The organism is Nocardia grenadensis NBRC 108939, from assembly GCF_001613445.1.
GTDB lineage: Bacteria > Actinomycetota > Actinomycetes > Mycobacteriales > Mycobacteriaceae > Nocardia > Nocardia grenadensis.
The window spans coordinates 127,321-153,866 of sequence record NZ_BDCJ01000004.1; the positions used below are offsets into that span (position 1 = coordinate 127,321).

The 26,546-nt window shown below is 69.3% G+C and carries 22 protein-coding genes and 1 pseudogene; 11 read left to right on the forward strand and 12 right to left on the reverse strand.

Annotated elements, in window-relative coordinates; translation table 11 throughout:
- Positions 1-223 precede the first annotated feature (223 nt).
- Positions 224-415, reverse strand: a complete 192-nt coding sequence (locus NGR01S_RS05580) for a DUF3072 domain-containing protein (RefSeq protein WP_039824965.1) — start codon at positions 413-415, stop codon at positions 224-226.
- 306 nt (positions 416-721) lie between these two features.
- Here NGR01S_RS05580 and NGR01S_RS05585 point away from each other — a divergent pair, with 306 nt between their 5' ends.
- Positions 722-1,900 (forward strand): DUF1444 domain-containing protein, encoded by a 1,179-nt coding sequence (locus NGR01S_RS05585; RefSeq protein ID WP_157107137.1) that lies wholly within the window; start codon positions 722-724, stop codon positions 1,898-1,900.
- A 49-nt stretch (positions 1,901-1,949) separates the two neighbouring features.
- Here the strand turns inward: NGR01S_RS05585 and NGR01S_RS05590 are convergent, their stop codons facing one another.
- The 3 genes from NGR01S_RS05590 to NGR01S_RS05600 are packed head-to-tail and all read right to left on the reverse strand — an operon-like array spanning position 1,950 to position 5,485.
- Positions 1,950-3,485: an acyl-CoA synthetase gene (locus tag NGR01S_RS05590; protein ID WP_063035100.1), complete on the reverse strand. Its 1,536-nt coding sequence runs from the start codon at positions 3,483-3,485 to the stop codon at positions 1,950-1,952.
- Positions 3,486-3,493: 8 nt separating this feature from the next.
- Positions 3,494-4,621, reverse strand: coding sequence for a DUF5938 domain-containing protein (locus NGR01S_RS05595; RefSeq protein ID WP_063035101.1), 1,128 nt, complete (start codon positions 4,619-4,621; stop codon positions 3,494-3,496).
- A 60-nt stretch (positions 4,622-4,681) separates the two neighbouring features.
- Positions 4,682-5,485 carry an SDR family NAD(P)-dependent oxidoreductase gene (locus NGR01S_RS05600; protein WP_063035102.1) on the reverse strand — a complete coding sequence of 268 codons (804 nt, stop codon included), beginning with the start codon at positions 5,483-5,485 and terminating at the stop codon, positions 4,682-4,684.
- Between the two features lie 198 nt (positions 5,486-5,683).
- Here NGR01S_RS05600 and NGR01S_RS05605 point away from each other — a divergent pair, with 198 nt between their 5' ends.
- The 3 genes from NGR01S_RS05605 (at position 5,684) to NGR01S_RS05615 (ending at position 8,125) form a co-directional block, all read left to right on the forward strand.
- A complete protein-coding gene (locus tag NGR01S_RS05605; RefSeq protein ID WP_063035103.1) occupies positions 5,684-6,313 on the forward strand; it encodes a TetR/AcrR family transcriptional regulator in 630 nt (209 codons plus the stop codon).
- 155 nt (positions 6,314-6,468) lie between these two features.
- Entirely contained in the window at positions 6,469-7,080 is a 612-nt protein-coding gene (locus NGR01S_RS05610) for a DUF4126 domain-containing protein (protein ID WP_063035104.1), read from the forward strand.
- A 286-nt stretch (positions 7,081-7,366) separates the two neighbouring features.
- Positions 7,367-8,125 (forward strand): dienelactone hydrolase family protein, encoded by a 759-nt coding sequence (locus NGR01S_RS05615; protein WP_063035105.1) that lies wholly within the window; start codon positions 7,367-7,369, stop codon positions 8,123-8,125.
- Between the two features lie 27 nt (positions 8,126-8,152).
- Here NGR01S_RS05615 and NGR01S_RS05620 read toward each other — a convergent pair whose 3' ends face one another.
- From NGR01S_RS05620 to NGR01S_RS32305, 5 genes and pseudogenes are all read right to left on the reverse strand, one after another.
- On the reverse strand, positions 8,153-9,529 hold the full coding sequence (locus NGR01S_RS05620) for a diguanylate cyclase domain-containing protein (protein ID WP_084480407.1): 1,377 nt from the start codon (positions 9,527-9,529) through the stop codon (positions 8,153-8,155).
- A 93-nt stretch (positions 9,530-9,622) separates the two neighbouring features.
- Positions 9,623-10,759 (reverse strand): terpene synthase family protein, encoded by a 1,137-nt coding sequence (locus NGR01S_RS05625; RefSeq protein WP_084480419.1) that lies wholly within the window; start codon positions 10,757-10,759, stop codon positions 9,623-9,625.
- A gap of 133 nt (positions 10,760-10,892) precedes the next feature.
- Entirely contained in the window at positions 10,893-11,255 is a 363-nt protein-coding gene (locus NGR01S_RS05630; RefSeq protein WP_063035107.1) for a hypothetical protein, read from the reverse strand.
- A gap of 107 nt (positions 11,256-11,362) precedes the next feature.
- Positions 11,363-11,902, reverse strand: a pseudogene (locus NGR01S_RS32300) (DNA glycosylase AlkZ-like family protein); the annotation flags it as partial.
- Positions 11,800-12,582, reverse strand: coding sequence for a hypothetical protein (locus NGR01S_RS32305; RefSeq protein ID WP_063035109.1), 783 nt, complete (start codon positions 12,580-12,582; stop codon positions 11,800-11,802). The pseudogene NGR01S_RS32300 and the gene NGR01S_RS32305, both read right to left, overlap by 103 nt.
- A gap of 412 nt (positions 12,583-12,994) precedes the next feature.
- On the opposite strand from NGR01S_RS32305, the gene NGR01S_RS05650 reads away from it, so the two are divergent.
- From NGR01S_RS05650 to NGR01S_RS05660, 3 genes are all read left to right on the forward strand, one after another.
- Positions 12,995-14,635 carry an ABC-F family ATP-binding cassette domain-containing protein gene (locus NGR01S_RS05650; protein WP_063035111.1) on the forward strand — a complete coding sequence of 547 codons (1,641 nt, stop codon included), beginning with the start codon at positions 12,995-12,997 and terminating at the stop codon, positions 14,633-14,635.
- Positions 14,636-15,155: 520 nt separating this feature from the next.
- Positions 15,156-17,615 carry an ATP-dependent helicase HrpB gene (hrpB, locus tag NGR01S_RS05655; RefSeq protein WP_063035112.1) on the forward strand — a complete coding sequence of 820 codons (2,460 nt, stop codon included), beginning with the start codon at positions 15,156-15,158 and terminating at the stop codon, positions 17,613-17,615.
- A gap of 154 nt (positions 17,616-17,769) precedes the next feature.
- Positions 17,770-18,735: a peptidase gene (locus NGR01S_RS05660; protein ID WP_245664447.1), complete on the forward strand. Its 966-nt coding sequence runs from the start codon at positions 17,770-17,772 to the stop codon at positions 18,733-18,735.
- A gap of 44 nt (positions 18,736-18,779) precedes the next feature.
- Here the strand turns inward: NGR01S_RS05660 and NGR01S_RS05665 are convergent, their stop codons facing one another.
- Positions 18,780-19,271 (reverse strand): substrate-binding domain-containing protein, encoded by a 492-nt coding sequence (locus NGR01S_RS05665; protein WP_063035113.1) that lies wholly within the window; start codon positions 19,269-19,271, stop codon positions 18,780-18,782.
- 131 nt (positions 19,272-19,402) lie between these two features.
- Positions 19,403-20,389, reverse strand: a complete 987-nt coding sequence (locus tag NGR01S_RS05670) for a GntR family transcriptional regulator (RefSeq protein ID WP_063035114.1) — start codon at positions 20,387-20,389, stop codon at positions 19,403-19,405.
- A gap of 247 nt (positions 20,390-20,636) precedes the next feature.
- Here NGR01S_RS05670 and NGR01S_RS05675 point away from each other — a divergent pair, with 247 nt between their 5' ends.
- The 3 genes from NGR01S_RS05675 to NGR01S_RS05685 are packed head-to-tail and all read left to right on the forward strand — an operon-like array spanning position 20,637 to position 23,425.
- Positions 20,637-21,866, forward strand: a complete 1,230-nt coding sequence (locus NGR01S_RS05675) for an FAD-dependent monooxygenase (RefSeq protein ID WP_063035115.1) — start codon at positions 20,637-20,639, stop codon at positions 21,864-21,866.
- Between the two features lie 24 nt (positions 21,867-21,890).
- Entirely contained in the window at positions 21,891-22,340 is a 450-nt protein-coding gene (locus NGR01S_RS05680; protein WP_063035116.1) for a VOC family protein, read from the forward strand.
- Positions 22,337-23,425: an AF_0692 family protein gene (locus tag NGR01S_RS05685; protein WP_218020736.1), complete on the forward strand. Its 1,089-nt coding sequence runs from the start codon at positions 22,337-22,339 to the stop codon at positions 23,423-23,425. The genes NGR01S_RS05680 and NGR01S_RS05685 overlap by 4 nt, the downstream gene beginning before the upstream one ends.
- A gap of 43 nt (positions 23,426-23,468) precedes the next feature.
- On the opposite strand, the gene NGR01S_RS05690 is transcribed toward NGR01S_RS05685, so the two are convergent.
- Positions 23,469-24,095 carry a TetR/AcrR family transcriptional regulator gene (locus NGR01S_RS05690; RefSeq protein WP_063035186.1) on the reverse strand — a complete coding sequence of 209 codons (627 nt, stop codon included), beginning with the start codon at positions 24,093-24,095 and terminating at the stop codon, positions 23,469-23,471.
- Between the two features lie 187 nt (positions 24,096-24,282).
- Here NGR01S_RS05690 and NGR01S_RS05695 point away from each other — a divergent pair, with 187 nt between their 5' ends.
- Positions 24,283-26,538: an MMPL family transporter gene (locus NGR01S_RS05695; RefSeq protein WP_063035117.1), complete on the forward strand. Its 2,256-nt coding sequence runs from the start codon at positions 24,283-24,285 to the stop codon at positions 26,536-26,538.
- Positions 26,539-26,546: the final 8 nt, after the last annotated feature.

Sequence of the window (26,546 nt, forward strand, 5' to 3'; positions counted from 1 at the left end):
CCGGCACTGCGCGGACGGACGGTCGGGCAGCCACTCGTCCACTGCTCGTGGTTCCGGTCATCGGCCACTCCTGCGCCGCCGCGTTCACCATCGCGGCGGTGGTCATCGCGATCTCGGCGGTTCCGGCGTGCGCCGCCGCCCGGGCCCGAGCGGGATGTGACATTCCCCGGTAGGGCCGCCGGGCCGGTCGACCAGCATTGCCGGCGTGCGTGTCGTCCCGCGCTCAGACCCCGCGGCCGGTGCGCTGCTGGAGTTCGTCGATCAGCTGTGAGGCCTGGGCCTTGGTCAGCCCCTCCGGCACCTGCTGCCCGGCTTCCTGGGCCAGGGTGTGCAGATAGGACTCCTGCGGGCCGGTCATCGGCTCGTCACCGGTGGTCCACTGGTCCCGGTCCTTCTCCGGCTGCTGCTGCACCATTACCGCTCCTCTCCACGAGTGTTCTGAGGCCGCGTACCCGGATCACACAGCGTCAACCAGTGCCGCCACGGCGGCACGTCCGCGATGCGGCGGCATCCCGCGGGCGACGAGGCCGCGGCGATGCGCACGTCCTATCCGATCCGAACACACCTGCCGGTGGTGGTCCGGCCGTCGCCCGGTGCGGGCCGCCGACCGCCCCGACCCCGTACGTTCACGGTCGGAGCACCGGCACTGGGAACATCACCGGTCGCTGCCGACGGCTGTTGCGGTAGTGTCCGCGTCCTGCCGTCGCCCGAACCACCGAGTATGAGGTTGCTCTTCCAGATGACGAATATCGACGACGACCGGGTACGGCGCGAATTCGCATTGCAGGTGTTCGGGCATATGCGCGCGGCCGGTGTCACCGATGCCACCTACGACGCCGACGAATTCGCCGTCCGGTACGACGGCGGCGCCGCCGTCCTGCATCTCGGGAACCTCTTCACGGAGACGCGTGAACGATCGCCGGAGGAGACGCGGGAATGGCTGGCACGGATCGTGCCCGCGCTGGTGACGCCCGCGGCGCCACCCGAGAGCTGGGAGGAGGTACGCCCGCTGCTGCGGCCGGTGCTGCGGCCGTCGACCTATGCGCTCGCGGACGAGGGTTCGCGGATACGGCGGCCGCTCTTCCCGTTCGTGGACGAGCTGCTGGCCATCGACTATCCGGATGTCATCGGTTTTCCGGACGAGACGAAGCTCGCCGGATGGGGCGTGACGGCGGAAGAAGCGTTGACGGTGGCCCGGGAGAACCTGGCCGCGGTGGTGCCGGTGGCGGAACTACCGAGCGACGGCATCGTAAAGATTACGGTCGACGAGGCCGAATACCTGTCGTCGTGGATTCTGGTGCCGGATTGGCTGCTCGTCTCGACGACGAACTTCGAGCATCCGCCGGTCGCGTTCATTCCGGATCAGCGGAGCCTACTGATCGTTCCCGGCGACCCGGACCTCTTGTCCGAGGCCTTCGAAACGGCAGAACAGGAGTACCGGGAGGCGGCACGGCCGCTGTCGCCCCAGGGTTACACCCTCGACGAATCCGGCCTGGTGATCCCCCTCGACCGGGTGACCACCGCGAACGACGCCGAGGTCGCTCGGGCGCGCGCGGTGCTGGCCGGTACCGAATACAACGCCCAGCAGCAGTGGCTCGAGGAGCACTACCGGGACGACCTGGAGGCGATCTACGTGAGCAGCCTGATGGTGGCCGAACGCGGAGACCGTATCCATACCGTCACGGTCTGGGGCGAGGGTGTCGACGCCGCCCTGCCGGTGGCCGATTTCCTCGCGTTCGCCACCGACGACGAACAGACCCTCATGGTGCCGTTCGATACCGCCGTCGATCTCACCGGCATCACCCCGATGCCTGGCATCCACCCGCCGCGCTACCGTGCCGGCGAATGGCCCGATCCCGCGGTGTTCGAACGTCTCGCCGAGGCCGCGATCGCGTTCTGACGGCGGGGTCCCCGGGCGGCAGCCGCGGGATCGGCCCGCCGACACCGGCTCACTCGACCCGGAGTTCGGAACGGATCACGTTCTTCAGTACCTTGCCGACTTTCGAGCGCGGTAGATCCGGCCAGATCTCCACCTGCTTCGGGGCTTTGACGCTGCCGATGCGCTGCTTGACGAACGAGATCAGTTCGTCGGCGGTCACCGTATGCCCCGGACGCAGGCGCACCACCGCGGTGATCCGTTCACCCCATTTCTCGTCGGGCAGGCCTACCACCGCGCTCTCCGCCACCGCGGCGTGTGCGAGGACGGCCTGCTCGACTTCGGCGGAGTAGACATTGAATCCACCGGTGATGATCATGTCCTTGGCGCGGTCGACGACGTAGAGGAAATTGTCCTCGTCCAGATAACCGATATCACCGGTGTGGTGCCAGCCGTATGCGCTGACTTCCGCTGTCGCGGCGGGGTTCTCGTGGTATCCGTCCATCACCAGCGGGCCTCGCACCACTATCTCGCCACGCGCGCCGGGCGGCAGTATCGTGCCCCGCCCGTCCATGATGGCGACCGTTGTCAGTGGAGTGGGCCGACCGGCCGAGGCGAGACGCTCGATGGCGACCGAGCCGTCGGGCCGGAAATGATCGGCCGGGGCGAGAGTCGCGATCATATTCGGTGCCTCGGTCTGGCCGAACAACTGTCCCAGAACCGGGCCGATCCGCTCCAGTGCCTCCGCGAGCCGGGTCGGCGACATCGGCGCGGCGCCGTACCACAGACAGCGCAGCGACGACAGGTCGGTGCGATCGAGGTCGGGGTGATCGAGCAGACCGTAGATCACGGTCGGCGGCAGAAACGCGTGCGTGATCCGGTGTCGCGCGGCGAGGGCCAGGAATTGCCCGATATCGGGCGCCGGCATGATGACGACCTCACCGCCCAGGCCGAGAATCGGAAAGGTGAGCACGCCCGCCGAATGGGTGAGCGGCGCGAGGGCGAGGTAGCGCGGGCGGTCGCCGAACGGATAGCTCATCAGCGCCAGCGCGGTCGAGGTCATCATATTGAGTTCGGTCAGCCGCACGCCCTTCGGCCGGCCGGTGGTCCCGCCGGTTCCGGCGAGCATGCACAGCCCGTCCCCCGGGCGCCGGCGGGTGTCGGGTTCGGCGCGGTGCGCGGCCAGCCACGTCTCGAACGCGACCGCGCCCTCGGCGTCGCCGTCCAGACAGACCAGCCACTCCAGCCGCGGCAGGTGGTCGCGAATACGGGCCACCAGGCCGGCGAAGCTCTTCTGGAAGAAGAGCAGCCGGCAGCCGAACAGTTCGAAGAGCTGACGGTTCTCCTCGGCCTCGTTGCGCGGGTTGACCGGGCACCACACCGCGCCGGCGCGCGATATACCGAAAACACAGGTCAGAGCGAGCGGATCGTTGGCCGACAGGACCGCGACCCGGTCCCCGGCCGCGATCCCGGTGTGCTGCAGGGCGCCGGCGACGGCGACCGAATCGTCGTACACCTCGCCGTAGGTGCGTGTTGTTGCGCCGGAGGTGAGGCAGGGGGCCTCGCGGCCGAGCGAGACCCCCTTGTCGAGATAGTCCGCGAGTCGCATCGACGGCCTCAGCGGTGCACCGTGACGATGGGATCGAGGACCAGCCCGAACGCGCGGAGCGTGCCGAGCAGTTCCCGATGCCCGAATGCCCGGCAGCTCGAGGCGAATCCGGTCACTCGCGGGGGCTCCTGCAACAGGGCGGCCGCGGCGTGGGCGTTGAGCAGCGCGGTCTGCTTGTAGTTGCAGTTGCCGTGGATCAGGCAGTGCGCCCGGCCCAACGGCCCGGAGGCGTACACCGAGTCGAGTGAGGTGTTGATCCGCGGATTCTCCCGCGGCGGCATCTCGCTGCGGATGGCGGCGGACTGTTCGTCGATGATGCGGTACTTCTCCGCCGCCGACTTACCGTCCATCTGCGCCAGGGCCGCCGCCACCAGCTGCGGCACACCGAGCATCAGCGGACGGTTCATGACGCCGCCGAGCGCACGCACATTCGCGACCCGTGGATCGTTCTTGAACCACACCGGATGCGAGGTACCGCCCCACGGCAGAGCCAGGCCCAGTTCGTGCTGTCCCGGCACCACTACCTGGTAGAGCCCTTCGTCGACCGGCCATTCCACGTACTCGTTCTGTTCGAGGTAGTAGGCCTCGGCGAAAGCGGCATTGGTGAGAATCGTATTGGTGGAGGCGACGGTCGGGTGCCCCTTCCAGAACACCTCGATATCGAGGGTGTCCAGGCCGGGATTCTCCAGGCAGATATTGGCCGCGATCTCACCGATGGTGTACATCTGCGCCAGGCCGGGGGTGAGCAGTAGGCCGCGGGAGGCGAATTCGGCGCTGTAGCGTTCCTGGGCGTCGATCATCCAGTTCTGCTCACCGTTGGTATCGGTGTAGTGCGCGCCGATCTCCAGGCACGCCTCGACCACCGGATGCCCGTACCGGGCGAACGGACCGACCGTATTGAGCACGACCCGCGCGCCCCGGAACGCGTCGGCCAGGGCGGCGCTCGTGTGCTCGACCTCGACGATCTCGTGGTCCACGGTGTCGATACCGGGTACCGCGTCGACCGCGGCCTTCAGCCGCGCGTGGTCACGGCCGGCGGCCAGGAAGGGAATGCCGTACTCGCGTAGGTATTCACAGATCAGCCGGCCGGTGTAGCCGGACGCGCCGTAGACGACGACCTGTTTGTCGGTAGCCATGGTGGGGTTCTCTCCTCGTCTTCGGGTGGGAAGTGGGCGGTAGTTGGGACCGGGCTGTCGCTACATGCCCATTCCCCCGTCGACCGGCAGCCCGGCACCGGTGATGAACTTCGCCGCGTCGGAGGCGAGGAATACGACCGCGTCGGCCATATCGTCGACCTGGCCCAGCCGGCCCAAGGGGGTGAGTTCGGCGACCGCTTGCGCCGCGGCCTCCGGGGAGGGGAACAATCCCAGCTCCGCGCAGTCGACCGCGAGTTTGTTCCCCATCGCGGTGGGGGTCAGGGCGGGATAGATCGAGTTGACGCGCACGCCGTAGCCGAGCTTCCCCGATTCCGCGGCGGCCACCCTGGTCAGCCGGTCGATACCCGATTTGGTGGCCGAGTAGACGCTGATCCCGGGAAACGCGATCGTCGCGGCGACCGACGCGATGTTCACCACGGCCCCGCCACGCCCGGCTGCCCCGCCCGGCCGCATGGCCCGGAAAGCGTGTTTGATACCGAGCGCGGTCCCGAGCAGATTGACATCGAGCATGGTGCGGGCCTGGTCGGGATCGAGATCGGCCAGCAGGCTGGTGACCTCCACGCCCGCGTTGTTGACAACGATGTCCAGCCCGCCCAGCGCGCCGACGGCCGTGGTGACCGCGCGTTCCCACGCGGCGTCGTCGGTGACGTCCAGCGAGACGAATTCGGCCCGGCTCCCCTGCGCCCGCAGTTTCTCGACCATCGTGCGGCCGCCGTCGGCGTCGATATCGGCGATCGCCACCGCCGCGCCGGCCTCGGCCAACGCTTGGGACATCCCCGCACCCAGCCCGCGCGCGCCCCCGGTGACCAGCGCAGCCCGTCCGCCCAGGTCGTAACTCGTCATATCCGTTCCTCTCTCGAAAGCAGCCGAGATTGTGATCCGAACCACAAAAACGACGTGGTGTGCCGGGAGACACAGTAGGGCGAAATCTTGACAGTCGTCAAGAAAAATCTTGACAGTCGTCCAAAGATCGGAAGTCGTCGTACGCTTACACTCAGGAAGCCGGGCAGGCGAGATCCGAACCGAGAAGAATGCAAACGAGTGACACAGGCCGCTGATCCCAGATCCCGTATAGACGAGCGCGCTCGCGACAAGTTCGCGGCGAAGCGCACCGAGCTGGCGCTCGCCACCCTGCACACGCTCGCCGAGCGTGGCTACGCCCATACGAGCCTGCGGGAGATCGCGCAGAACTCCGAATACTCCCACGGTGTCCTGCACTACTACTTCCGCGACAAGATCGATCTGCTCGTCCACGCAGTCCGGCAGTACGAGGCGGTCTGCGTAACCCGCTACGACGATGTCATCGCCTCCGCGCACGACGCCCACGAACTGCGCACCGAGTTCATCGCCACGTTCTCGGCCACACTGGTGGCCGACGCCACCATCCACCGGCTCTGGTACGACCTCCGCAACCAGAGCCTGTTCGACGATTCGTTCCGCGAGGATGTACTCGAGATCGAGGCCCGCCGCGAAGACATGATCTGGCGGGTCGTCTCCCGCTATTGCGAACACCGGGGCAGCGCCCCCACTCTCACGCCCGCCGTCGCGTACACGACCATCGACGGGATCTTCCAGCGCGCGCTGCTGCACCGGCTGGCCGGGCGTACCGGCGGCGCCGAAACCGTACGCGATCAGCTGGATTCGGTATTCGACCTGCTGGGCGCAGCGTAGCAACGAAGCAGTGCGGCGCCGAGCGCGCTGCTACATCAACGTGAGCCACCCCGCCGGCGTGATACACACCGCGCAGGTCCAGCAGTCGTTCCTCGCCCACCCTCCGGGGGTAAGAGCCGCGGGTTCCCCCCGCTCGGGCACTTACACTCCCGATCATGAGTAGCTGGGTACTTCCCGCCTTCCTGGGGTTGGGCCTCGCGGCCGCCTGTGGGTTCCGGACTTTCCTGCCGTTGCTGGTACTCGGCGCCGCCGCGCATTTCGGTGTCCTCGGCCTGGATCTCAACGAGTCCTTCGCCTGGATCGGCTCGACCGGGGCGCTGCTCACGTTGTCGGTGGCGGCCGCTGCCGAGATACTGGGCGATCTCATTCCGTTCATCGACAACATGTTGTCGCTCATCGGCAATGTAAGCGGACCGATCGCGGGAGCGATAGCCGCCGGGTCGGTATTCGAGGCGGCGGATCCGGCCACCGCGGCGATCGCGGGAATCATTGTCGGCGCCCCGACCGCGCTCACCTTCAGCGCGACCCAGACCGGTGTCCGCGCGGCCAGCACTGCCACGACGGGCGGCATAGCGAATCCGGTGGTGTCGGTCGTCGAGGACGTGCTGGCATTCGTTCTGGTCGCCTTGGCGATAGTGCTGCCGTTGCTGGTGCCGATCGTGCTGGGCGCGTTGCTGTTCGTCGCCTGGCGCGCGGTGCGCAGATTCCGCAGCCGGAAATCGGCGTCCGCGCGGCCGGTCGTGGCGCCACCCGCGCGATCGAGGTAGACCCGCGGTCCGCAGCCGGTCGCCGCGGGGCCGGGAACGTTTCACTCCGAAGGCTTTCGAGCCGGAGCCGCGGCAGGCCGATGCCGGCTGCTCCGCGTACCCAGGGAAAAGAAGTTGGTACAGAAACGTCCGGTTGATAGCCTCCCCGGGTCCGTGACATCGCGCGAGGAGGTGAGACCCATCAACGCTGTATCCATTGGGTGCTCCCACTCCTCCTCACGGCCGGGCGATTGACGTAGGTGCCGCCGGGAGCGCCGCCGACCAGGCATCCCGAAAGGCAAAACCTATGCGTTCTGCGCACTTCAGCGCCGAGACCTCGTCGAACGGCATCCGCGAGCGGGACTTCACCGTGGGCGATGTCCCCGGCGTACTCTTCTCGCCGGAGTCCGGCTCCGTTCCCGCGCCACTGATACTGATGGCGCACGGCGGCGGTCGGCACAAGCACGCCCCGGGCATCACTGGACGCGCGCACCGCTTCGTGACAGGGGGCGGTTTCCACGTCGCCGCCCTCGACGCACCCGGCCACGGCGACCGGCCCCGGACCCCGGTTTTCGAGCGGCACATCGCGGCCCTCCGCCGGGCCCAGGCCGATCGTGAGCCCATAGGATCGATCGTTGCCGCGCTACACACCCATCTGGCCGAATACGCCGTACCGGAGTGGCGGGCGACCTTGGACGCCCTGCAGCAGCTACCCGAGGTCGGTGCCGCGGCCGGCTTCTGGGGCATCATGCAGGGCACCGGGATCGGGGTGCCGTTGACGGCGACCGAACCCCGGATCACCGCGGCGGTATTCGGGTGCCTCGGACAGGAATCCCGCACCGCGGCGGCGGCCCGGATCACCGTCCCGGTCGAATTCCTCCTCCAATGGGACGACGAGCTGGTCGAACGCCGAGCCGCTCTCGCATTGTTCGAGGCTTTCGGCTCGAAGGACAAGTCTCTGCACGCCAACGCGGGTGCGCATGCCGCGGTGCCCCGATTCGAGGTCGAGAGCGCGCTCGCGTTCTTCCTCCGCCACCTCGGACGGGCCGGAACACCACGGCCCTGACGCCGCCGGGATCGGCGACCGCCGAGGTCAGGAGTCGGAATCCGGCAGGTCCTCGGTGGGAATGTACCGGTTCAATTGTTCGGGGTCGAGGTCGGGCTCGAGATCGGGCTCGGCCTCGGCCTCGGTGACCACACCGTCGGCGAGCATGTGCAGGACCCACTGCGCCTTGCCGTTGTTCTTGGCGCGGTACAGACCCGTGTCGGCGGCGTCGATCAGGGTTTCGGCCTGGCCGCTCTGCACGGTGGTCAGCACGGCGCCGATACTGGCAGAAACCTGGACCCGGTGACTGTTGGTGGTCACCGGGTCGGTCAGGGCGCCCAGCAGACTGTCCGCCACCCGGCCCATCTTCCAGGCATCCACCGGCGGGGGTACCAATGCGACGAATTCGTCGCCGCCGATCCGGGCCACCAGGCAGTCCATATCCTGCACACTCGTGTGCAGGCGGTCGGCGACAGCGGTGAGTACCCGGTCGCCGGTGCCGTGACCGTATCGGTCGTTGATGTGTTTGAAGCGGTCCAGGTCCACGAAACACAAACCTATCTGTTCGTGACCCCCCGCCTCGTTCATCACGGTGTCGAGCCGCTCCAGCAACTGACGCCGGTTGGGTAGACCGGTGAGCGGATCGTGCCGGGCCTGGCGGTGTAGTTCCTGGCGCATGCGATGCTGTTCGGTGACATCCTCGCCCACCGCCAGCAGGTAGTTCGGGTGGCCCGCCACACCCTCGACGAAGGTGATGGAGAAGGAGGCCCACCCGTAACTACCGTCGACGCGGCCGATCTGCTGTTCCAGTTTCACCGTGCCCCCGCGCTTGGGCACCAGCTTTTCGTAGACGAGTCTACGAATTCGCTCCCGATCCTCGGGATGGGCGAATTCGTAGACCGAGATACCGCGGAGCTCGTCGACCGGGACGCCGATCATATCGGCGAGTTTCTGGTTGGCGTCGAGTAGAACGCCGTTGGTGTCGCCGACGGCGATGGCCACGGCCGCGTTCTCGAACACCACCCGGTAACGCGCGTTGGACTGCCGGGTCGGCTCGGCCTGTTCGGCGTGGTGGGCGGCAAACCGCTGCTGCCGGTGCATTCCGTACCCCTCGCCCAGTTTGGCGAGGAGTACGGACATACGCGTCACGGTCGCCGGGTCGGCGTCCGGTCCGACGAGGCGCCAAAGGATGGGCGCCGAGACGGCCGGCACATCGTCGACGCCCACCTCCACAGTGGCCAGGGCCGCGCCGATCCTGGCGCCCGCGGTGGGGTCGAACTGTGTCGAGACGAGAGCCTTCGCCAGATCGTCGACCAGCCAGTGCAAAAACTGGTCGGCATCCGGGTCGGACGGGGCGGAGTCGCCGGACGCCCGCAGTACCCGAGACCACGAGCGAACCAGTTCAGCGTGCCCCGACTCGTCCATCACACCCCTTCGTCATCCACTGCCCGACATCACCGCAGCCACCACGTCACCCCTGCCGGGCATCACCGCCCCGGCTGAGGCCATCCTTCCCTATCAGGCCGCATCGTTGCCACTCGGCAGGGCGTTGTTCTCGGCAAAGATGCCCACACCCTTGTACCGGGTCGTCATGACCTGCCACACCCAGGTGGCCTGGACACAGCCCTCCAGGTCGGCGAGATGGGTCCGGACCGGCCCCACCAGGCCGCTGTCGGCCATACCGGGTTCGGCGCAGCGCGCCGTGAGCGCGGTGTGCAATCCGCGGAACTCGGTGAGCCGGTCGCGGACCACGCCGGCGGCGGCGTAGACGGCATCGGCCAGTGTTGCCCGCGGATCGTTCAGGAAGCACACCGGTATCAGATTGAAATCGGAGCGGTCGACGATGCACTCCTTCTCGAAGGAGAACATATCGTTCATCAAGGCGCCGATCTCGGCCGTCACCACCCGTAATCGGCGCAGATCATCCGCGAGCCCCGCAGCGGCCAAACGCTCCTGATCGAGGTAGCTGTCGCGCCCGAATTCGCACAGAGCGATGGCCGGGTACATACCCGACACCTGGGCCCGGAGATCGATGTATTCGTCCGTGGTCAGCAGGTCACGGCGGGACCGGGCGTTCTGGTCCCGGATCGCGGTGCGCAGATGCTCGACGGTCGACTCCAGGAACAGCTCGAGCCACTGCTCGTCCGCGTCCTGGGTATGGAGCCGGGAGAGGAACTCGACCGTCGCCGTTTCGATCGGCGAGGCGTCGTCCGGCACGGTCCGCGATTCGAGCAGGCGGCACAGCCGATCGAGTTCGGTTCGCGCTCGGTGCTGTTCGTTTCCGGACAGGTGCCCGAACTTCTCGCGGCCCACAGTGTCGTTGAGCCAGAACAGGATCGCGTTGAACAAGCCGATGGTGGTCAGCCGGTCCGCGCTGATCGGGAACGGATGTAGATACGGCGTCATGCTGTTGTAATGCGCGCCGCCCGGCTCCAGCCAGATACCCTGGGCGCGGCAGTATTTCTCCACGTCCGCGCAGGAACGAGCACCGAATTGACTCGGCCTGAACTCCCTGCTGTATTCTGCGATATCGCAGTCGGGCGTGCTGAACAGTTCCTGTAACGACCAGGGCCTGTCCGCGTGCACCCGAATGTCCCGTTGTGCGCGCATATCCGCGATTCTCCGCTCGAGTGCCGATGTGTATCGAGAAGCCATGACGCTCTCCTCCCGCATGATCCAAACCCTTCCAGCTTGGTACACAGCGGCAGTTCGTGTCACCCCATCGGTGTTCTTGCACACAGGATCTCGCCCCGAGCGGTCTCACTGCGACGCGGGCCCCGGCCCCCGGTCAGCCTCGATAGACCTCGACATAGGCGTTGGTCGCAACCGCGACGACACCGGGACCCGTTCCCGTACAACCCGTGGTGACGCGCTGACCCACCGGCGTGAAGGGGTAGCTGATCGCCGCGTACGGGCCGACGGTGTACAGCGGGAACGGCCCACTGGCGTAGAGGCCGACGCAATCGATATGCAGAACGTAGTTGCTGCCTCCGTCGGGTCCGCAGGTCGCCGACGCGCCGAACAGGTCTCGCTCGACAACGCAGTCCTGCGGCGCGGCCGCGGCGGTGCCGGAACCGACGACCGCCGCGAAGGCCAGACCCGAAACCCCCGCGGCCGCAAGACGCGCGGCAGTGAGAATCTTCTGTTTCATGTGGACTCCTCTCGGAAGAACTTCGGCCGGGAGCGAGTCCACGTTACTGCGCCGGAAATCCGGCCCACTGTGCCGCGAGATCGTGCGGCCTGTCGGGCCGGACGGGCTCAGCTCGGAGCGGCGGGTGTGGCACACCGGTGACCGCTCTGGAAGCCACCTTTCCCGGCGCTGTCACCGAATGCCGCCACCTGTACCGGATGTCCGTCGTCGTCGGTGCGGGACGAGGCCGGTTCCCGTCCTTGTTCGGCGACCGCGACGCATTCGGCCCGGGAGAAGCGGCGCAGCGGCGTGCCGCTCCGGGCGTCGGCACGGTGGGTCCAGGTCGCGACACCCCGGCCGTCGACCAGCACGGCTCGTTCACCGGCGACCGAGAGGCCGCGGTGAGCCCGGCCGATGATCCGGCCGCGGTCGTGGTAGCCGAGGATCGCATTGTCGAACGCGGGCAGGAACCGCACCGGGGCGGGCGTGTCCGGGTCGGGGCGTGGTGCGTCCGGGAGGTCGAGGAGTTCGCGGGCCTGCTCGTCGTTATCCCGGGACCAATCGGTCAGAAGTCGAAGCCACCACCATCGAACCCGCCGCCGTCGGAACCACCCCAGTCGCCTCCGTCGCCGCCCCACTCGTCGTGGCCGCCGTCCGGCCCGCCGTAGTCCTGCCCTCCGGCGGTGAGTCCGTCCGCATAGCCCTCCCCGAAGCCCTGTTCGAAACCTTCGGCGCCGTAACCCACGCCGGACATCCCGGAGAACAGCGACGTGAACAGCAGGGCCGAGCCCACTCCCCAGGCACCGGCCACCATGGCCGGTTTCCACCAGGGCTCGGAATACCAGCCGGCCGGGACGGGCCGGCCCGCGACGCGCCCGCCCGGGTAGTAGTTCGGCGTCCCGGCCGAAGGACGCGGAGACGCGGCGATCCGGCGGTTGTCGAAGTCGATCACCCGGTCTTCGCTGACCTCGCCCGCGGTCGACTGCCCCGCCAACTCGGGTACGGCGGGGCCGGGATCCATCTCCATGGCGGTCCGGGCGGCCCGGATGTAATAGAGCCCTTCCAACGCGGTCTGTTTCGCCAGCCGCGCCTGAACCGGGGTTCTGGCCTGGTCGACCTGCGAGCCCGCCGCGGTGTGACGTTCCGCGGCGTCGGCGAGCGCTTGCCGCGCGGCCGGGTTGCTCCCGGACAAATGGTAGATCTGGCCGCCGAGGCGCTCGTTGACCTGACGGGCCTCGGCGAGCGCATCGGCCAGTTCGGTCGCCGCGCGCATGCTGTTCTGCCGGGATCGCCACACCATGATCGATGCCACCAGCACGACCGCCACCGCGATCAGTAGCCACTCCATGGTCACGCACTCCTCTGGTCGGCGGAGCAGTGTGCCGACCAGCGTACCCGCCGGGCAGCGGCCCACAGCTCCACCCAATGGACCGCACACCGCGACAGTCGATCATCCGGAGCCCCGCGGCCGCGGTGTGGCCGGCAGGCCGACCCCGGGAGCGCGGCGGTGGTGGGGTCGAGCCGTTCCAGGAACGGCTCGACCGACCGGACCGCGGATCCGGGTATCTCGACACGCGACCGGGCGGCGGACCAACGCCTCAGGTCGGCGTCGAGCTCCCGCGCGATGTAGCCGGTCAGGTCTGCACTGGTAACCGGCACCGCCGGATCGTATGCGGCGCGGGTACGGCGGCGCCGCCGTACCCGCGCCGCGATGGCGGGCACCCGCAGGCCCACGGCGACGGACGGGCAGAATATGCCCGGTGAGCGCAACCTTGCAGGCCGGCGGGCTGTCGGCCGGACACGCCGAACGGACCCTGTTCGCCGATCTCGATTTCACTCTCGCACCCTGCGATGTGGTCGGCCTGGTCGGCGTCAACGGTGCCGGCAAATCGACGCTGTTACGTATGCTCGCCGACGGCACGCCGGACGAGGGCACGATCACCCTGAGCCCGCCGGATGCCACCGTCGGCTACCTGGCCCAGGAACCCGAACGGATCGACGGCGAGACCGTGCTCGGATTCCTCGCGCGCCGCACCGGTGTCGCGGGTGCCCAGCGGGTCATGGACGCGGCCGCCGAACACCTCGGCGAAGGTGGCGCCGACGAATACTCCCCCGCCCTCGAACGCTGGCTCGCACTCGGCGGGGCCGACCTCGAGCAGCGCGCCGCGGAGATCGCCGCCGAACTCGGGCTCACCGGCAACCTCGCGGGCGGACTGGAGACGCCGATGACCGGCCTGTCCGGTGGGCAGGCGGCCCGCGTCGGTCTGGCCTCGGTCCTGCTGTCGCGCTTCGATATCCTGCTGCTCGACGAACCCACCAACGACCTCGATCTCGACGGTCTCGAACGTCTCGAACGCTTCGTCACCGGGGTCCGCACCCCACTGATGATCATCAGCCACGACCGGGAGTTCCTGACCCGCACCGTGAACAGTGTGCTCGAACTCGATCTCGCCCAGCAGCAGATCGGCTTCTACGCCGGCGGCTACGATGCCTACCTGGCCGAGCGCGATATCGCGCGCCGGCACGCCCGTGCGGCCTACGACGAATTCGCGGCTACCAGGGCCGGACTGGAAGCCCGGGCGCAGAGGCAACGCAACTGGCTGGAACACGGTGTGCGCAACGCGCGCCGTAAGAGCAAGAACGACTCCGACAAGGCCGGCCGCAAGACACGGGCCGAAGCCACCGAGAAACAAGCCGCCAAAGCGCGCCAGACGCAACGCCGTATCGAACGGCTCGACGTGGTGGAGGAACCCCGCAAGGAGTGGGAGCTGCGGATGACGATCGCGACCGCGCCGCGCAGCGGTACCGTCGTCGCGACCGCCGGTGCTGCCACCGTCACGCGCGGTGCGTTCAGGCTCGGGCCGGTGACCACCCGGATCGATTGGACCGACCGCATCGTCGTGTCCGGTGCGAACGGCTCCGGAAAATCCACTCTGCTCGCCCTGTTACTCGGTAAGCTCGCCCCCGAAACGGGCACGGCGGCATTGGGTTCCGGCGTACGGATCGGCGAGGTCGACCAGGCCCGCGGCCTGTTCCGGGGGGACGCCACGCTCGCGGCCACCTTCGGCGCGGCGATGCCCGATCGGCCGGATGCCGAGGTGCGCACGCTGCTCGCCAAGTTCGGTCTGCGGGGCCCACACGTCAACCGCGCCTGTGACACCCTGTCCCCTGGTGAGCGCACCCGGGCCGCACTCGCACTGCTCCAGGCCCGCGGCGTGAACCTACTCGTCCTGGACGAGCCGACCAACCATCTCGATCTGCCCGCCATCGAACAACTGGAACAGGCCGTCGACTCCTTCACCGGCACACTCCTGCTGGTGACGCACGATCGGCGGATGCTGGACTCGGTGCGCGCGACCCGGCGCTGGCACCTCGCGGGCGGGCGACTCTTCGAAGAGTAGCGGCCGCCCTCAGCGTTACGGGTTCGTCGATCAGTTCGGACGGGGCCTCCCCCGATGTGAACGCGGCCACCGGGGCCGGCTCGTCACCGACCGATTCGTGCGTCTTCCCGCGCCCGCGGGCTCCTTCGGACGACCGCCGGTGAAGAACGGGAAGACCGCACCGACGATCCAAAGATCGTCGGTGCCGAGAACGATTCCCGTTCGGCGAGCGTGGACAGTCGGATCGGGGCTGGTTGATGATCGTCCACAGCGCCGAGGCCACACCCGCGCTGAGATCCCGGCTCTCTGGCCGCGGGTCCGCAGCGTTCGATTGATCCGGGTGAGCAGGTGGTACAGGTCGCGACTTCGACCGGCGTGCCGAGCGCGCCCGGTTGCCGGCACCGCGCGAGTCGCGGACGGTGCCGGCCGGCCGTGGCCGAACATTGCCGGCTCTATCGGCGGCGCTACCGGGAACAGCTGTTTTCGTGCGAATCGGTGGTGGATATCGCGGCTCCGGGCCGATGCCGCAGACTGATCGGTAATGGAACTGCCCGCACTCCCCGACCTACCGATTCGTGACGTTCTCGATCATGTCGTCGAGACGCTCACCGAACGCGGGACCGCCGTGCTGGTCGCGCCGCCCGGCACCGGGAAGACGACCCTGGTCCCCCTGGCGCTGGCGCGGCGTGCCACCGGGCGGGTGGTCGTGGCCGAGCCGCGGCGGCTGGCGGCCCGGGCCGCGGCCGGACGGATGGCCGCGCTGCTGGGCGAGCAGGTGGGGGAAACCGTCGGCTACTCGGTCCGAGGTGATCGGCGAGTGGGGCGGCAGACCCGGATCGAGGTCGTCACCTCCGGGTTGCTGGTCCGCCGGCTACAGGACGATCCCGAGTTGACGGGGGTCGAGGTGGTCGTGCTGGACGAATGCCACGAACGGCACCTCGACGCGGATCTGCTGCTGGCGTTGCTGCTGGACGCCCGGGCCGGATTGCGACCGGAGCTGCGGGTACTCGCGACCTCGGCGACCGTTGCCGCCGAACGTCTTTCGTCACTCCTCGACGGGAACCACACGGCGCCGGTCGTGCGGGTCCGGGGCCGCACCCATCCGGTGGACACGACCTATCTTCCGGCGTCGCCACGGGAGCGGAGCGAAGCACACATCGCGCGGGCCACCCGCGCCGCGCTCGCCGCGACTGCGGGCGATGTCCTGGTCTTCCTGCCCGGCGCGGCCGAAATCCGCAGGGTGACAGCACTTCTGGGTGGCCTGGAAGGTGTCGATATCGTCCCGCTGCACGGCAGACTCCCGGCGGCGGCCCAGGACGCGGCATTACGGCCCGGGGCCCGGCGGCGGGTGGTGCTGGCCACCGCGGTGGCGGAATCGAGCCTGACGGTACCGGGGGTGCGGGCGGTGGTGGATTCGGGGCTCGCCCGCGTCCCGCGCATCGATCGGGCCCGGGGCCTGTCCGGTCTGGCCACCGTACGGGTCTCGGCGGCGGTGGCCGAGCAGCGAGCCGGGCGGGCCGGACGGGAGGGGCCGGGGCACGTATGGCGATGCTGGCCCGAATACGAGCACGGCACGCTGCCCGCCTACCCGGAGCCGGAGATCCGGACGGCGGATCTGACCCGTCTGGCGCTGGAGCTGGCGTGCTGGGGCACGAGCGACGGGCAGGGCCTCACCTGGTGGGATGCGCCGCCGTCCGGTGGGTTGGCGGCCGGCCGGGAGGTATTGCGCGCCTTGGGGGCCGTCGGCACCGAGGGTACGGTGACCGACCGGGGGCGGCGCATGGCCCGGCTCGGACTGCATCCCCGGCTGGCGCGGGCATTGCTCGACGGCGCGGCCGTGGTCGGTCCGCGAGCGGCCGCGGAGGTCGTCGCCGTCCTCGACGACGACACCCACCTGTCCGGTGTCGATCTCGCGGCCGGGCTGCGGGCGCTGCGCCGTGAGCGGCCGGTGCGCTGGCGGCGAGAGGTGGAGCGGCTGTCCCGATCGGTCGAAGGGCCGGAGGGGGACGACGATCCGGCGCTCATCGTCGCGCTGGCCTATCCGGAGCGGCTGGCCCGGCGACGCGGTGCGGGTTCGAGCAGTTATCTCATGGCCGGCGGTACCGCGGTGACGCTGCCGCCCGGCTCCGGAACAGGCGATGCCGAATGGCTGGCGATCGGCGTCGCGACGCGCGATCCCGGGCGTGCCGAGGGGGTCGTACGGCTCGCCGCGGTCGCCGACGAACAGCTCGCCCGCCGAGCCGCCGCGAACCTGCTGACCACCGTCGACGAGATAGATTGGGTCGACGGCGATATCGTCGCGCGGCGTATCGAGCGACTGGGCGCGATCACCCTGTCGGCCACCGCCGTTTCCGACCCTGATCGCCGATTGCTGGGCGCGGCGATACGGCGCGGGCTGAACTCGACCGGTCTCGGCCTCCTGTCCTGGAATCCCGACGCGATCGCCCTACGCCGGCGCCTCGATTTCCTGCACCGCACACTCGGTGCCCCGTGGCCGCCGGTCGACGACGAGTCACTGCTCGCTGCCGCGGATACCTGGCTCGGCCCCGAACTCGCCACCGCCCGCCGCCGCGCCGACCTCGAACGTATCGACACCGGCCAGGCACTGCGTCGCCTGCTGCCCTGGCCGGAAGCCGCCCGTCTGGACGAGCTGGCTCCCGAGCGGGCAGCGGTGCCCTCCGGCAGCCGCCCCCGCCTCGACTACTCGGCCGATCCGCCGGTACTCGCGGTCAAGGTGCAGGAGGTCTTCGGCTGGACGGACACACCGCGCCTGGCCGACGGCCGGGTCCCGATCGTGCTACATCTGCTCTCCCCCGCGCAGCGCCCGATCGCGGTGACCGCGGATCTCACCGCGTTCTGGCAGACCGGCTGGCCCGGGGTCCGCGCCGACCTGCGCGGCCGCTACCCCAAACATGCCTGGCCGGAAGACCCGGCCACCGTACCCGCCCACCGCGGCACCGCCCGCAATGCCGGCCGTGACCGGCCTGCGCCACCGCGCTGATCCACGCTCCGGCTGCCGGCCCCGACCCGCCGGCCGTGCTTTCCGGCCGGGCCGCGACCGGCCGAAGGCAGCGGGGTGATTGCGCTGTGATTGCCGCTACGCGCAGACTTGGGGCGGGCAACGGTCCGGCTCGGCGCGCACCGGGAGGTCAGGGGTGACGATATTCCGCACACTCACGCTCATCGCAGCCGTATTGCTCGCCGCGGCAGGTTGCGGTGACGATACCAGTACCCGGGCCGGCGGCGCGGGTTCTCCGGTGGCGCCCACCCCACCCCCGGAGTTCTGGTCGGGATCCGCCGACACCCCACAACGGCACGCGGCCGTCGCCGAGGCGACCCGGCAGATCGACGTCTGCGCGCTGATTCCCCGCGCCACCCTCGGTGAGCTGGGACTCGGCGATATCCGGAGTGTCACCTTCGGCCTGTACTCGTGCCGGGCCACCCTCGGTCCCGCGGGCGCCGGCGAAGCCACCACACTCACCTGGCAGTCGACCCTGCTGCCCACCCTCACCCCGAACCGCGGCCGCAGCGGACAACTCGGTGATGTGAGCACCTTGGTCGTCCCCGGCCGGGACGACGATCCACGCGCCTGTGGGGCCACCGGCCGTTTCCCGGCCGGCGCCGCGTTCTACCTCAGTGTCTCGACTCCGGACCGTGACTCCTGCGCGGTAGCCGACGGTTTGCTGTCCGGTATGATCGAGCGCTGGCGGCAGGCACCGCCCCAAGGCACTTCACCCGATACCGTCCCCACGGTGCTGCTCGGTGCGGACCCGTGCGCGGTGCGCGCGGAACTGACCGGCACCGCCGATACCGACGAGCGCCGTCTGACCCAATGCCTGTTCCGGTACCGGGACGAAACCGTCACGGTGGTGTACGACTACCGCGTTTCCGACCAGGTGCGTACCCGCAGCACCGAGGAGAAGATCGACGACCGCGCGGTGTTCCGCTCCACCTCGCTGTACGACAGCAGTATCCCGATCTACTCGACCGTCGTCGGTCACGAATTGCCCTCCGGAAGTACTGCTTTCGTCTCACGCCTGCCGGTTGTCGAGGTCACCTCGGCCACCGATGACGTGGCCCGCGAAGTGATGTCGCGGGTTCTGACCCTCTTCCCGCGGTGAGAGTCCCGGCGGCCCACCCCTCGTCCGCGCGGACCGCTCCGGATCTACTGCGCCCGCGGCAGGAACTGATCGTCCAGCAGCCCCGCGTAGTCGGGGAGCCGGGTTCCGGCGGCGATCGACCCTTGTGTTCCGGCCCAGGTACCGAGTTCGGTGAGCTTCCCGGCGAGCTCCGGGGTCAGTTGCAGGGTGAAGTCGAATTGCGATAGGACGTCCCGGAGCAGGGCGGGGTCGAGCTGGGTCGCGGTGGCCACGGCGACGACGGCGGTATCGGAGAGCTGCTCGAGTTCGGCGCCCGCATCGTCGAGCGCGGCGAAGAAGGAGGTGATGGCGGAGCTCTTCGCCGCGATCGCCGCCTGGGTCGCGAGGTAGAGGCTGTGCTGGCTGTAGCTGCCGCCGGTGAGTTCGACGGCGTCGGCGCCCAGGGCTTGGACGACCTGTGCCTGATAGGGCTGGAAGATCGATACGGCGTCGACATTGCGCTGGGTGGCGGCAGTGACCGTCGCCGACGGGGAGACCTGGACCAGATTCGCCGCCACCGAGTGCTGTGCCAGTGCATCGGCCGCTCAGGCCAGAGCAGTAAGCCACTCGGCACCCCTGAGTCCGCAGCCGCGGACCGTTCGGCGGGCCGCGGCGACAACGCCCGAACCCGCGACGGCCGGATCCGGGATCAGCCGGCGGGGGCGCTGTCCGGAACCTCCGGGGCGGCAGCGCGGCGGCCGGCCGAATCCGCCAGCAGGACGGCGAATCCGTCCAGATGCCGCGCGAGTCCGTATTCGAACAGTCCGTCGAGATCCGCGGTTGTCTCGTCCGGAGTCGCCGCGAGCCGGGGGAACCGGCCGGTGCCGAGCAGCTCGTGGGCGCGGGTACGCGCCGCCGCCCGCCAGCCGTCGAGTGTGACACCGGTGTTCTGCTCGGCCTCGGCCTCCTCCGCCATCGACAGCGCCGCGGCGAGGACGAGCGAGTGCAGTGCGAGGGCTTCGCGCATCCGGACCTCGACGGACAAGCCCGACCCGTCGAGGGCCTGGAGGATCCATTCGGTCTGCGCCATCGTGTTGAGTGCGAGCAGCGGGCGGGTGAACGAGACGACCCGGGGCAGCCAGAGATGCCGTCGGCACAACTGCCATTGCAGACGGGCGATCCGCTCGAGGTCGGCGCGCCAGCCGAGCACACCGGGCTCCGGAAGGTCGATCTCCCCGAATACGGCATCGGCCATCTGGGTGAGCAGTTCGTCCTTGTTCGCTACGTGCCGGTACATCGACATGGGGCCGACACCGAGCTCGGCCGCCAGTCGTCGCATCGAAACCGCCTCGAGCCCTTCGGTATCGGCGATCGCGACGGCCGTGCGCAGTAGACGCTCACGATACGGTTCCCCGGCGGCGGACACCGGTCGCCGCGGCGCCCGGGTGATCGCCGGACCCGCCGCGGACGCGCTGACCACGGTGCCCGAGCCGACCCTCGCCTCGACCAGGCCCGCCGCCCGCAGTACCGCCGTCACCTTGGTGGCGGTAGCCACCGCGACCCCCCACCGCTGAGCGATCTGCCGCACGGAGGGCACCCGGTCCCCGGGCCGGAGTTCACCGCTTTCGATCCGGGCACGAAGCTGCGCGGCGATCGCCTGATACGGCGGTTCCGCGGGATGCGCCGGCGCCGACATGATCCACCCTCTTTCGTGAGCACTATCCGACCTCGGGCCAAGTGTACTAGTTCACCCCACGAGCGCACTAGTGCACTTTTTCCAGCGACAACTGGCTTATTGCAATGGCTTACACCTATTCTTTCGAGCGCCGGATACATCGTATTAGTACACCGTTATCGCAATCGTATGCACGGCCGCCGCCTCTCCTCACCTGTTCCGGGCCCGGGGCGGAAACGGCGGCCGCGACAGGAGAACAGGAGAAGTGATGAAGAACCGGAGCATTCTCATATCCGGCGCCGGGATCGCCGGGCCGGCCCTGGCATTCTGGCTACACCGATACGGCTTTCACCCGACCGTGATCGAGCGCGCTCCCGCGCCCCGCACCGGTGGCCACCCGGTGGATATTCGCGGTACCGCCCGGGAGGTGGCCGAGCGGATGGGCATCGTCGATCGGGTCCGGGCGGCGAACACCGGAGCGCGGGGCATGGCCTTCGTCGACGCGACCGGCAAGCGGGTGGCGACGATGGACACCGAGGTTTTCGGCGATTCGGGCGGACCCGTGGCCGAAATGTCGATCCTGCGAACCGATCTCGCCCGGATTCTCCACGACCTCACCGGCGCCGACGTCGAATACGTCTTCGGCGAGACAGTCGGCGCCGTCACCCAGGACCGTACGGGTGTCCACGTCGGCTTCGAAAACGGCGCGTCCCGGCGTTTCGACCTGTTGGTCGGCGCGGACGGGGTGCACTCGAACATCCGGCAGTTGGTGTTCGGTCCGACGGAACGCTACCTGCGTGATCTCGGGTCGTATATATCGCTGTGCAACGCCACCACCGAACGGGACCACGACGGCTGGCGGCTGATGTACACGGTGCCCGCGGGCAACGGCCGACCCGGCCGGACCGCCGCCCTCTACCCGAAGCCCGAGCCCGGCACCGCCCTGGCCGGGTTCTTCCTCCGCTCGGAACCGGTGCCCTACGACCGGAACGATATCGGCGAGCAGAAGAGCATCGTGGCCCGCGCCTTCCAAGGGGACATGTGGGAGGTCCCCCGCATGCTCGCCGCCCTCCGGGATGCCACCGACTTCTACTTCGACCGAGTGGTCCAGATCGAGATGGATACCTGGTCCCGGCAGCGAACGGTGCTGCTCGGCGACGCCGGCTACTGCGCGTCGCCGATGTCCGGCATCGGTACCAGTCTCGCCCTCGTCGGCGCCTACATCCTGGCGGGCGAACTCGCCGCGGCCGACGGCGACCACATGGTCGCCTACCCCGCCTACGAGGCGAAGATGCGCCGGTTCGTGAACCGCGCCCAGGAATTCGCCCGCAACGCCGGCGACGGCGGCCTCATGCCGGAATCGCGACTCCAGCTCTGGCTGCGCAACCAGGCGATCCGCACACTCCGGTATCTGCCGCGACACCTCGTCGGCCGCGGCATGGAGAAGGTCGCCCACACGGTCGAACTCGACGACCCCCGCATCCCCGCCCAGCACTGAGACCCGGTACGAAGGAGAAAGAACATGCAAGCGAGCACATTCCTGTGGTTCGACGGATACGCGGAGGAAGCCGCCGAGCTCTACACCCGCGTGGTCGCGGATTCGGCGATCCTGGACCGGCAACGGGACGCGAACGGCCGCGTCGTCACCGTCACTTTCGAGCTCGGTGGACAGCGCTGTATCGCCCACAACGGCGGACCGCAGTTCACCTTCGGCGGTGGGCTCTCGCTGTACCTCGAATGCGACGGCCAGAAGGAAGTCGATACCGCGTGGACGGCGCTCACCGAAGGCGGGAAGGAGGGTCCGGGTGGTTCGCTGACCGATCGCTTCGGGGTCACCTGGCAGGTCGTTCCGACCGCGCTCGCGGACCTGCTGGCGGCCGCCGACCCGGCCGCGGCCGACCGTATCCTCACCGCACTACACGCCATGACCCGGATCGATATCCAAGGACTGATCGAGGCACGCGACCGATGAGTGCCCGATCCGAGTCCGCGGCAGTGTGGCCGGCACGCTCGTCCCCGCGCTCGGGGCCGACCGCAGGGGGCCGGGCCGGGCCGGCGGCGCGGGGACGATTACGGGCCGCGTGGACACTGGCGCTGCTGACGACCGTGTGCGCGGAGTTGACCTTCACCGCTGTCGCGGTCCCGTTCACCTGGCTGCTCTTACCGCTGCTGATGGTGATGTACGGCGCCGGCGTCCTCCTGGTCCGCGAGGCCGCGGCCCGGGCCGGTGGCGGGTGGCCGAGCCTGGTCGTGCTCGGCCTGGCCTATCAGCTCGCGGAGGACGGGCTCGGGTTACAGGCTCTGACGAGCCCGCATATGTACGGTGCCGCCGACTGGGGATGGCGGGCCCTCGGGGTGAACTGGACCTACTGGGAATCGCAGATCGGGGTACACGTGGTGTTCAGCGTGCTGATCCCGATCATGTTGACCGACCTGCTCTTTCCGACCCATCGCGGGCGCCCGTACCTGCGCACCCCCGGACTCGCGGGCACCGGGCTCCTGGCGGTGGCCGGAGTGGCCGGGCTGCGGTTCGCGATCTCGGCCACCGAGGACCCCGGCTATCGGACACCGTGGGCGTGGACGGCCGGATTCCTCGTCGCCATCGCGGCGCTGGCCTGGACGGCGCTGCGCGGCCTGCCGGGCCGGCGGATACCCGGTCCGGCACCGGCGGCGGCCGCACCGCGGGCCGCGCTCGCCGGTGGTGCGGCCGCGGCGGTGACCGTCGCGTTCCTGGCCCTGCTGCTGCCGCCCGGACTGGGGCCCGATCCGGTTTTCGGTGCGGGATTCCCCCGGTTCCTCCCGCTGCCCCTGGCGGGTGCACTGACACTCGGCTCCGGGTGGGCGATGCTGCGGTGGCACGGCGCGCCCGGTTGGAGCGACCGGCACCGCCTATGGGTGGTCGGGGGCATCCTCACCGGTCACACCGCGTTCATGATGCCCGCGTCACCGGTCGCCGCGGTGACCGGCGCGGTAATCCTGGCGTTGGAGGTGATTCTGCTCGGGATACTGGCACGACGACTGCCGAGCCGCTTCGGGTCGCGGCGCGTGCAGGCGTGACCACGGCCCGCGTGCCATACCGGCCGCGGCGGCCGGACGCGGTTCACTGCTCGGGTTCGCGGGCCCCGGCCGCGGGGGGCCCGGAGCGCAGTGCGGCCAGCGCGAGCCGGGCGTAGCGACGCCAGATATCGGGATCCCGGATATCGAGATCGATCAGGGCGCGCGCCGCACCGGAGACCAGGACCTGGACATCCATTCCGGTGGCGTCCGCGCGCAGGCTGCCCTGCGCGCGCCCCAACGCCAGCATCTCTTCCAGATGTTGTTCCAGCCGTTCGTCGCCGAACCCTTCGACCCCGCTGAGGACCTCGATCATCAGCCGGTCCTCGGCCAGCCGAGTGGTGACCTGTTCCAGCAGCACCTCGAGCGCGCGGTAGGCGTCGGTGCGCGCCGCCTCGCGGGCGTCGGTGGCGAGCTGGTGGAACCAGTCGAGGTGCATCCGTGCCAGGGCACGGACCAGATCGGATTTGGTCGGGTAACTGCGGTAGACGGTCGCCTTGCCCACCCCGGCGCGCGCGGCCACCTGCGGGATGGTGGCCCCGATGCCGTACTCGGTGAACACTTCGATCGCCGCGGTCAGCACACGCTCGTGGTTCTGCCGGGCATCGGCCCGGCGCCCGGACCAACTGGTGGCATCGTCGGTGTTCGTCGCGTCCCGCTCGGAAGTCGGCATGCTGGTCATCGTGCCGCCTGCGCGCCCGTGGGATACGACAGGTCGCACTGAGATCCACGCCTCACCATGGGGGTCGAGGTGAGTTGCTCCACATCCGCCTCCCTGAAGTGGACCCTCGGGTCCGGTTGCTCCTACCCTCGAGCATAACCGGACCACATGGTCCACATAATCACATGGAGGAGCACGCATGGCGTGGCAGTTGTTCCGGCTCGGCCGGTGGTCGTTCGTCCACCGCAGGGTGGTGGCGGCCGTCTGGGTGGCGCTGCTGGCCGCCCTGGCGGTCGGGGCGGCGACATTGTCGGGGAAGACGAGCGAGAAGTTCGAACTGCCCGGTATCGAGTCCACGCAGGCGTTCGAACTGATCGAGGAACGCAGTCCGCAGGCGAAACCCGATGGCGCGACCGCGCGCGTGGTGTTCGAAGCGCCCGCGGGCCGGTCGCTGACCGAACCCGGCTACAGTTCGGCGATCACCGCGGCGTTGCGTGGGCTGACCACCGAGAATGTGCAATCGGTGGTCGATCCGGTCACCGGGGGCACCCTCTCCGAGGACGGCCGGGTCGGCTATGCCGCGGTCGGCTACAGCAAGACGGCCAACGAACTCCTCGATTCCGACCGGACCGCGCTGGAGAATGCCGCGCACGCCGCACGGGACGCGGGGCTGCACGTCGCCGTCGGCGGTGACGCGCTCACCGAATTCGAGATGCCGCTGGCCGAGGTGATCGGCGTCGCGGTCGCGCTGGTGGTACTGGCGATCACCTTCGGATCGCTGGTGGCCGCGGGTATGCCGCTGCTGACCGCGCTGGTCGGGGTCGGGATCGGCATGCTCGCCATCACCACGCTGACCGGATTCGTCGAGCTCAGCTCGGTGACACCGGCATTGGGCACCATGCTCGGACTGGCGGTCGGCATCGACTACGCGCTGTTCATCATGTCCCGATATCAGAGCGAGGTCCGCGCGGGCCGCTCGCTGGAGGAGGCCGCCGGGCGCGCGGTCGGTACCGCGGGCTCCGCGGTGGTCTTCGCCGGACTGACCGTCGTCATCGCCCTGGTCGGTCTGGCCGTGTGCAATATCGGGTTCCTCACCCAGATGGGCCTGGGTGGCGCGTTCACCGTTGCGATCGCCGTACTCATCTCACTCACCCTGCTCCCGGCCATTCTCGGTTTCGCCGGTGACAAGGTCATGCGCGGAGGCCCGCGCTACCTGGCGAAGGAAACCGGCGGCACGGAGTTCCGCACCCACGGCCGCCGTTGGGTGGAGGGGCTCTCCCGGTACAAGTGGCCCGCGCTGGCCGGCGGTATCGTCGTCGCCGCCGTGGCCGCTCTGCCGATGGCGTCCATGCAGTTGGCGCTGCCCGACGACTCCAGCAAACCCGCCGGGAGCGACGCCCGGGTGGCCTACGACCTGATCGCCGATAATTTCGGCGCCGGCGCCAACGGTCCGCTCGTCGTGGTCGTCGATACCGCGAACGCCCCCGACCCGGTCGCGGCGGTCCAGACGGCCACCGATCATCTGCAGGCACTGGCCGCGCGGGCGGGCTCGGATATCGCCACCGTCGTCCCGGCGGTCACCAGCGCCGCCCCGCAGGCCCAGCAGGCCTTTACCCAGCAACTCGCGACGGTCCGGTTCGCCACCCTCACGGTGATCCCGGGCTCCGGGCCCTCGGACCAGGCCACCAAGGATCTCGTCGCCGAGATCCGCGCGGCCGTCGCCGATCTGCCCGCCGAGACCGGCGCCCGCGCGCTGGTCACCGGCCAGACCGCGGTCGGGGTCGATATCGCCAACAAGCTGACCCAGGTGTTCCCGGTCTACCTCGCCGTGGTGGTGGGCCTGGCGATCTTCCTGCTGATCGCGGTGTTCCGCTCGCTCTGGGTGCCGCTCAAGGCGGCGCTGGGCTTCCTGCTCTCGGTCGGCGTGTCGCTCGGCGCCACCGTCGCGGTGTTCCAATGGGGCTGGCTGAACCAGCTCATCGGTCTCGACAGCACCGGCCCGGTGCTGTTCATCCTGCCGATCCTGTTGACCGGCATCCTGTTCGGACTGGCCATGGACTACGAGGTGTTCCTGGTCAGCCGGATGCGTGAGGCCTATGTCCATGGCGCACCGGCCCGCCGCGCCGTGCTCGAGGGGTTCACCCACAGCGCCCGCGTGGTGGTCGCCGCCGCGATCATCATGGTCGGCGTCTTCGCCGGGTTCGCACTCACCGACGATGTCATCCTGAAGACCATCGGTTTCGCGCTCGCGGTCGGCGTGCTCGCGGATGCCTTCCTGGTCCGCATGCTCATCGTGCCCGCGTTCATGCTGATCGTGGGCGAGCGGATCTGGTGGATGCCGAAGTGGCTGGCCCCGCTGGTGCCTACCTTCGATATCGAGGGCGAGAAACTCACCGAGCGTCTCGACGACGCCTCCGGTGATCCCGCCGAGGAACGGGTGCTGGCCGCCCACTGATCCGGCAG

Coding starts and splice junctions, on each gene's coding strand:
- NGR01S_RS05670 (WP_063035114.1), bottom strand. CDS start 20,389: ATGTCGGCGCCGGCGCATCCCGCGGAACCGCCGTATCAGGCGATCGCC.
- NGR01S_RS05685 (WP_218020736.1), top strand. CDS start 22,337: ATGAGTGCCCGATCCGAGTCCGCGGCAGTGTGGCCGGCACGCTCGTCC.
- NGR01S_RS05625 (WP_084480419.1), bottom strand. CDS start 10,759: ATGGCTTCTCGATACACATCGGCACTCGAGCGGAGAATCGCGGATATG.
- NGR01S_RS05680 (WP_063035116.1), top strand. CDS start 21,891: ATGCAAGCGAGCACATTCCTGTGGTTCGACGGATACGCGGAGGAAGCC.
- NGR01S_RS32305 (WP_063035109.1), bottom strand. CDS start 12,582: ATGGAGTGGCTACTGATCGCGGTGGCGGTCGTGCTGGTGGCATCGATC.
- NGR01S_RS05595 (WP_063035101.1), bottom strand. CDS start 4,621: ATGGCTACCGACAAACAGGTCGTCGTCTACGGCGCGTCCGGCTACACC.
- NGR01S_RS05580 (WP_039824965.1), bottom strand. CDS start 415: ATGGTGCAGCAGCAGCCGGAGAAGGACCGGGACCAGTGGACCACCGGT.
- NGR01S_RS05690 (WP_063035186.1), bottom strand. CDS start 24,095: ATGCCGACTTCCGAGCGGGACGCGACGAACACCGACGATGCCACCAGT.
- NGR01S_RS05675 (WP_063035115.1), top strand. CDS start 20,637: ATGAAGAACCGGAGCATTCTCATATCCGGCGCCGGGATCGCCGGGCCG.
- NGR01S_RS05610 (WP_063035104.1), top strand. CDS start 6,469: ATGAGTAGCTGGGTACTTCCCGCCTTCCTGGGGTTGGGCCTCGCGGCC.
- NGR01S_RS05585 (WP_157107137.1), top strand. CDS start 722: ATGAGGTTGCTCTTCCAGATGACGAATATCGACGACGACCGGGTACGG.
- NGR01S_RS05600 (WP_063035102.1), bottom strand. CDS start 5,485: ATGACGAGTTACGACCTGGGCGGACGGGCTGCGCTGGTCACCGGGGGC.
- NGR01S_RS05620 (WP_084480407.1), bottom strand. CDS start 9,529: ATGGACGAGTCGGGGCACGCTGAACTGGTTCGCTCGTGGTCTCGGGTA.
- hrpB (WP_063035112.1), top strand. CDS start 15,156: ATGGAACTGCCCGCACTCCCCGACCTACCGATTCGTGACGTTCTCGAT.
- NGR01S_RS05615 (WP_063035105.1), top strand. CDS start 7,367: ATGCGTTCTGCGCACTTCAGCGCCGAGACCTCGTCGAACGGCATCCGC.
- NGR01S_RS05590 (WP_063035100.1), bottom strand. CDS start 3,485: ATGCGACTCGCGGACTATCTCGACAAGGGGGTCTCGCTCGGCCGCGAG.
- NGR01S_RS05630 (WP_063035107.1), bottom strand. CDS start 11,255: ATGAAACAGAAGATTCTCACTGCCGCGCGTCTTGCGGCCGCGGGGGTT.
- NGR01S_RS05695 (WP_063035117.1), top strand. CDS start 24,283: ATGGCGTGGCAGTTGTTCCGGCTCGGCCGGTGGTCGTTCGTCCACCGC.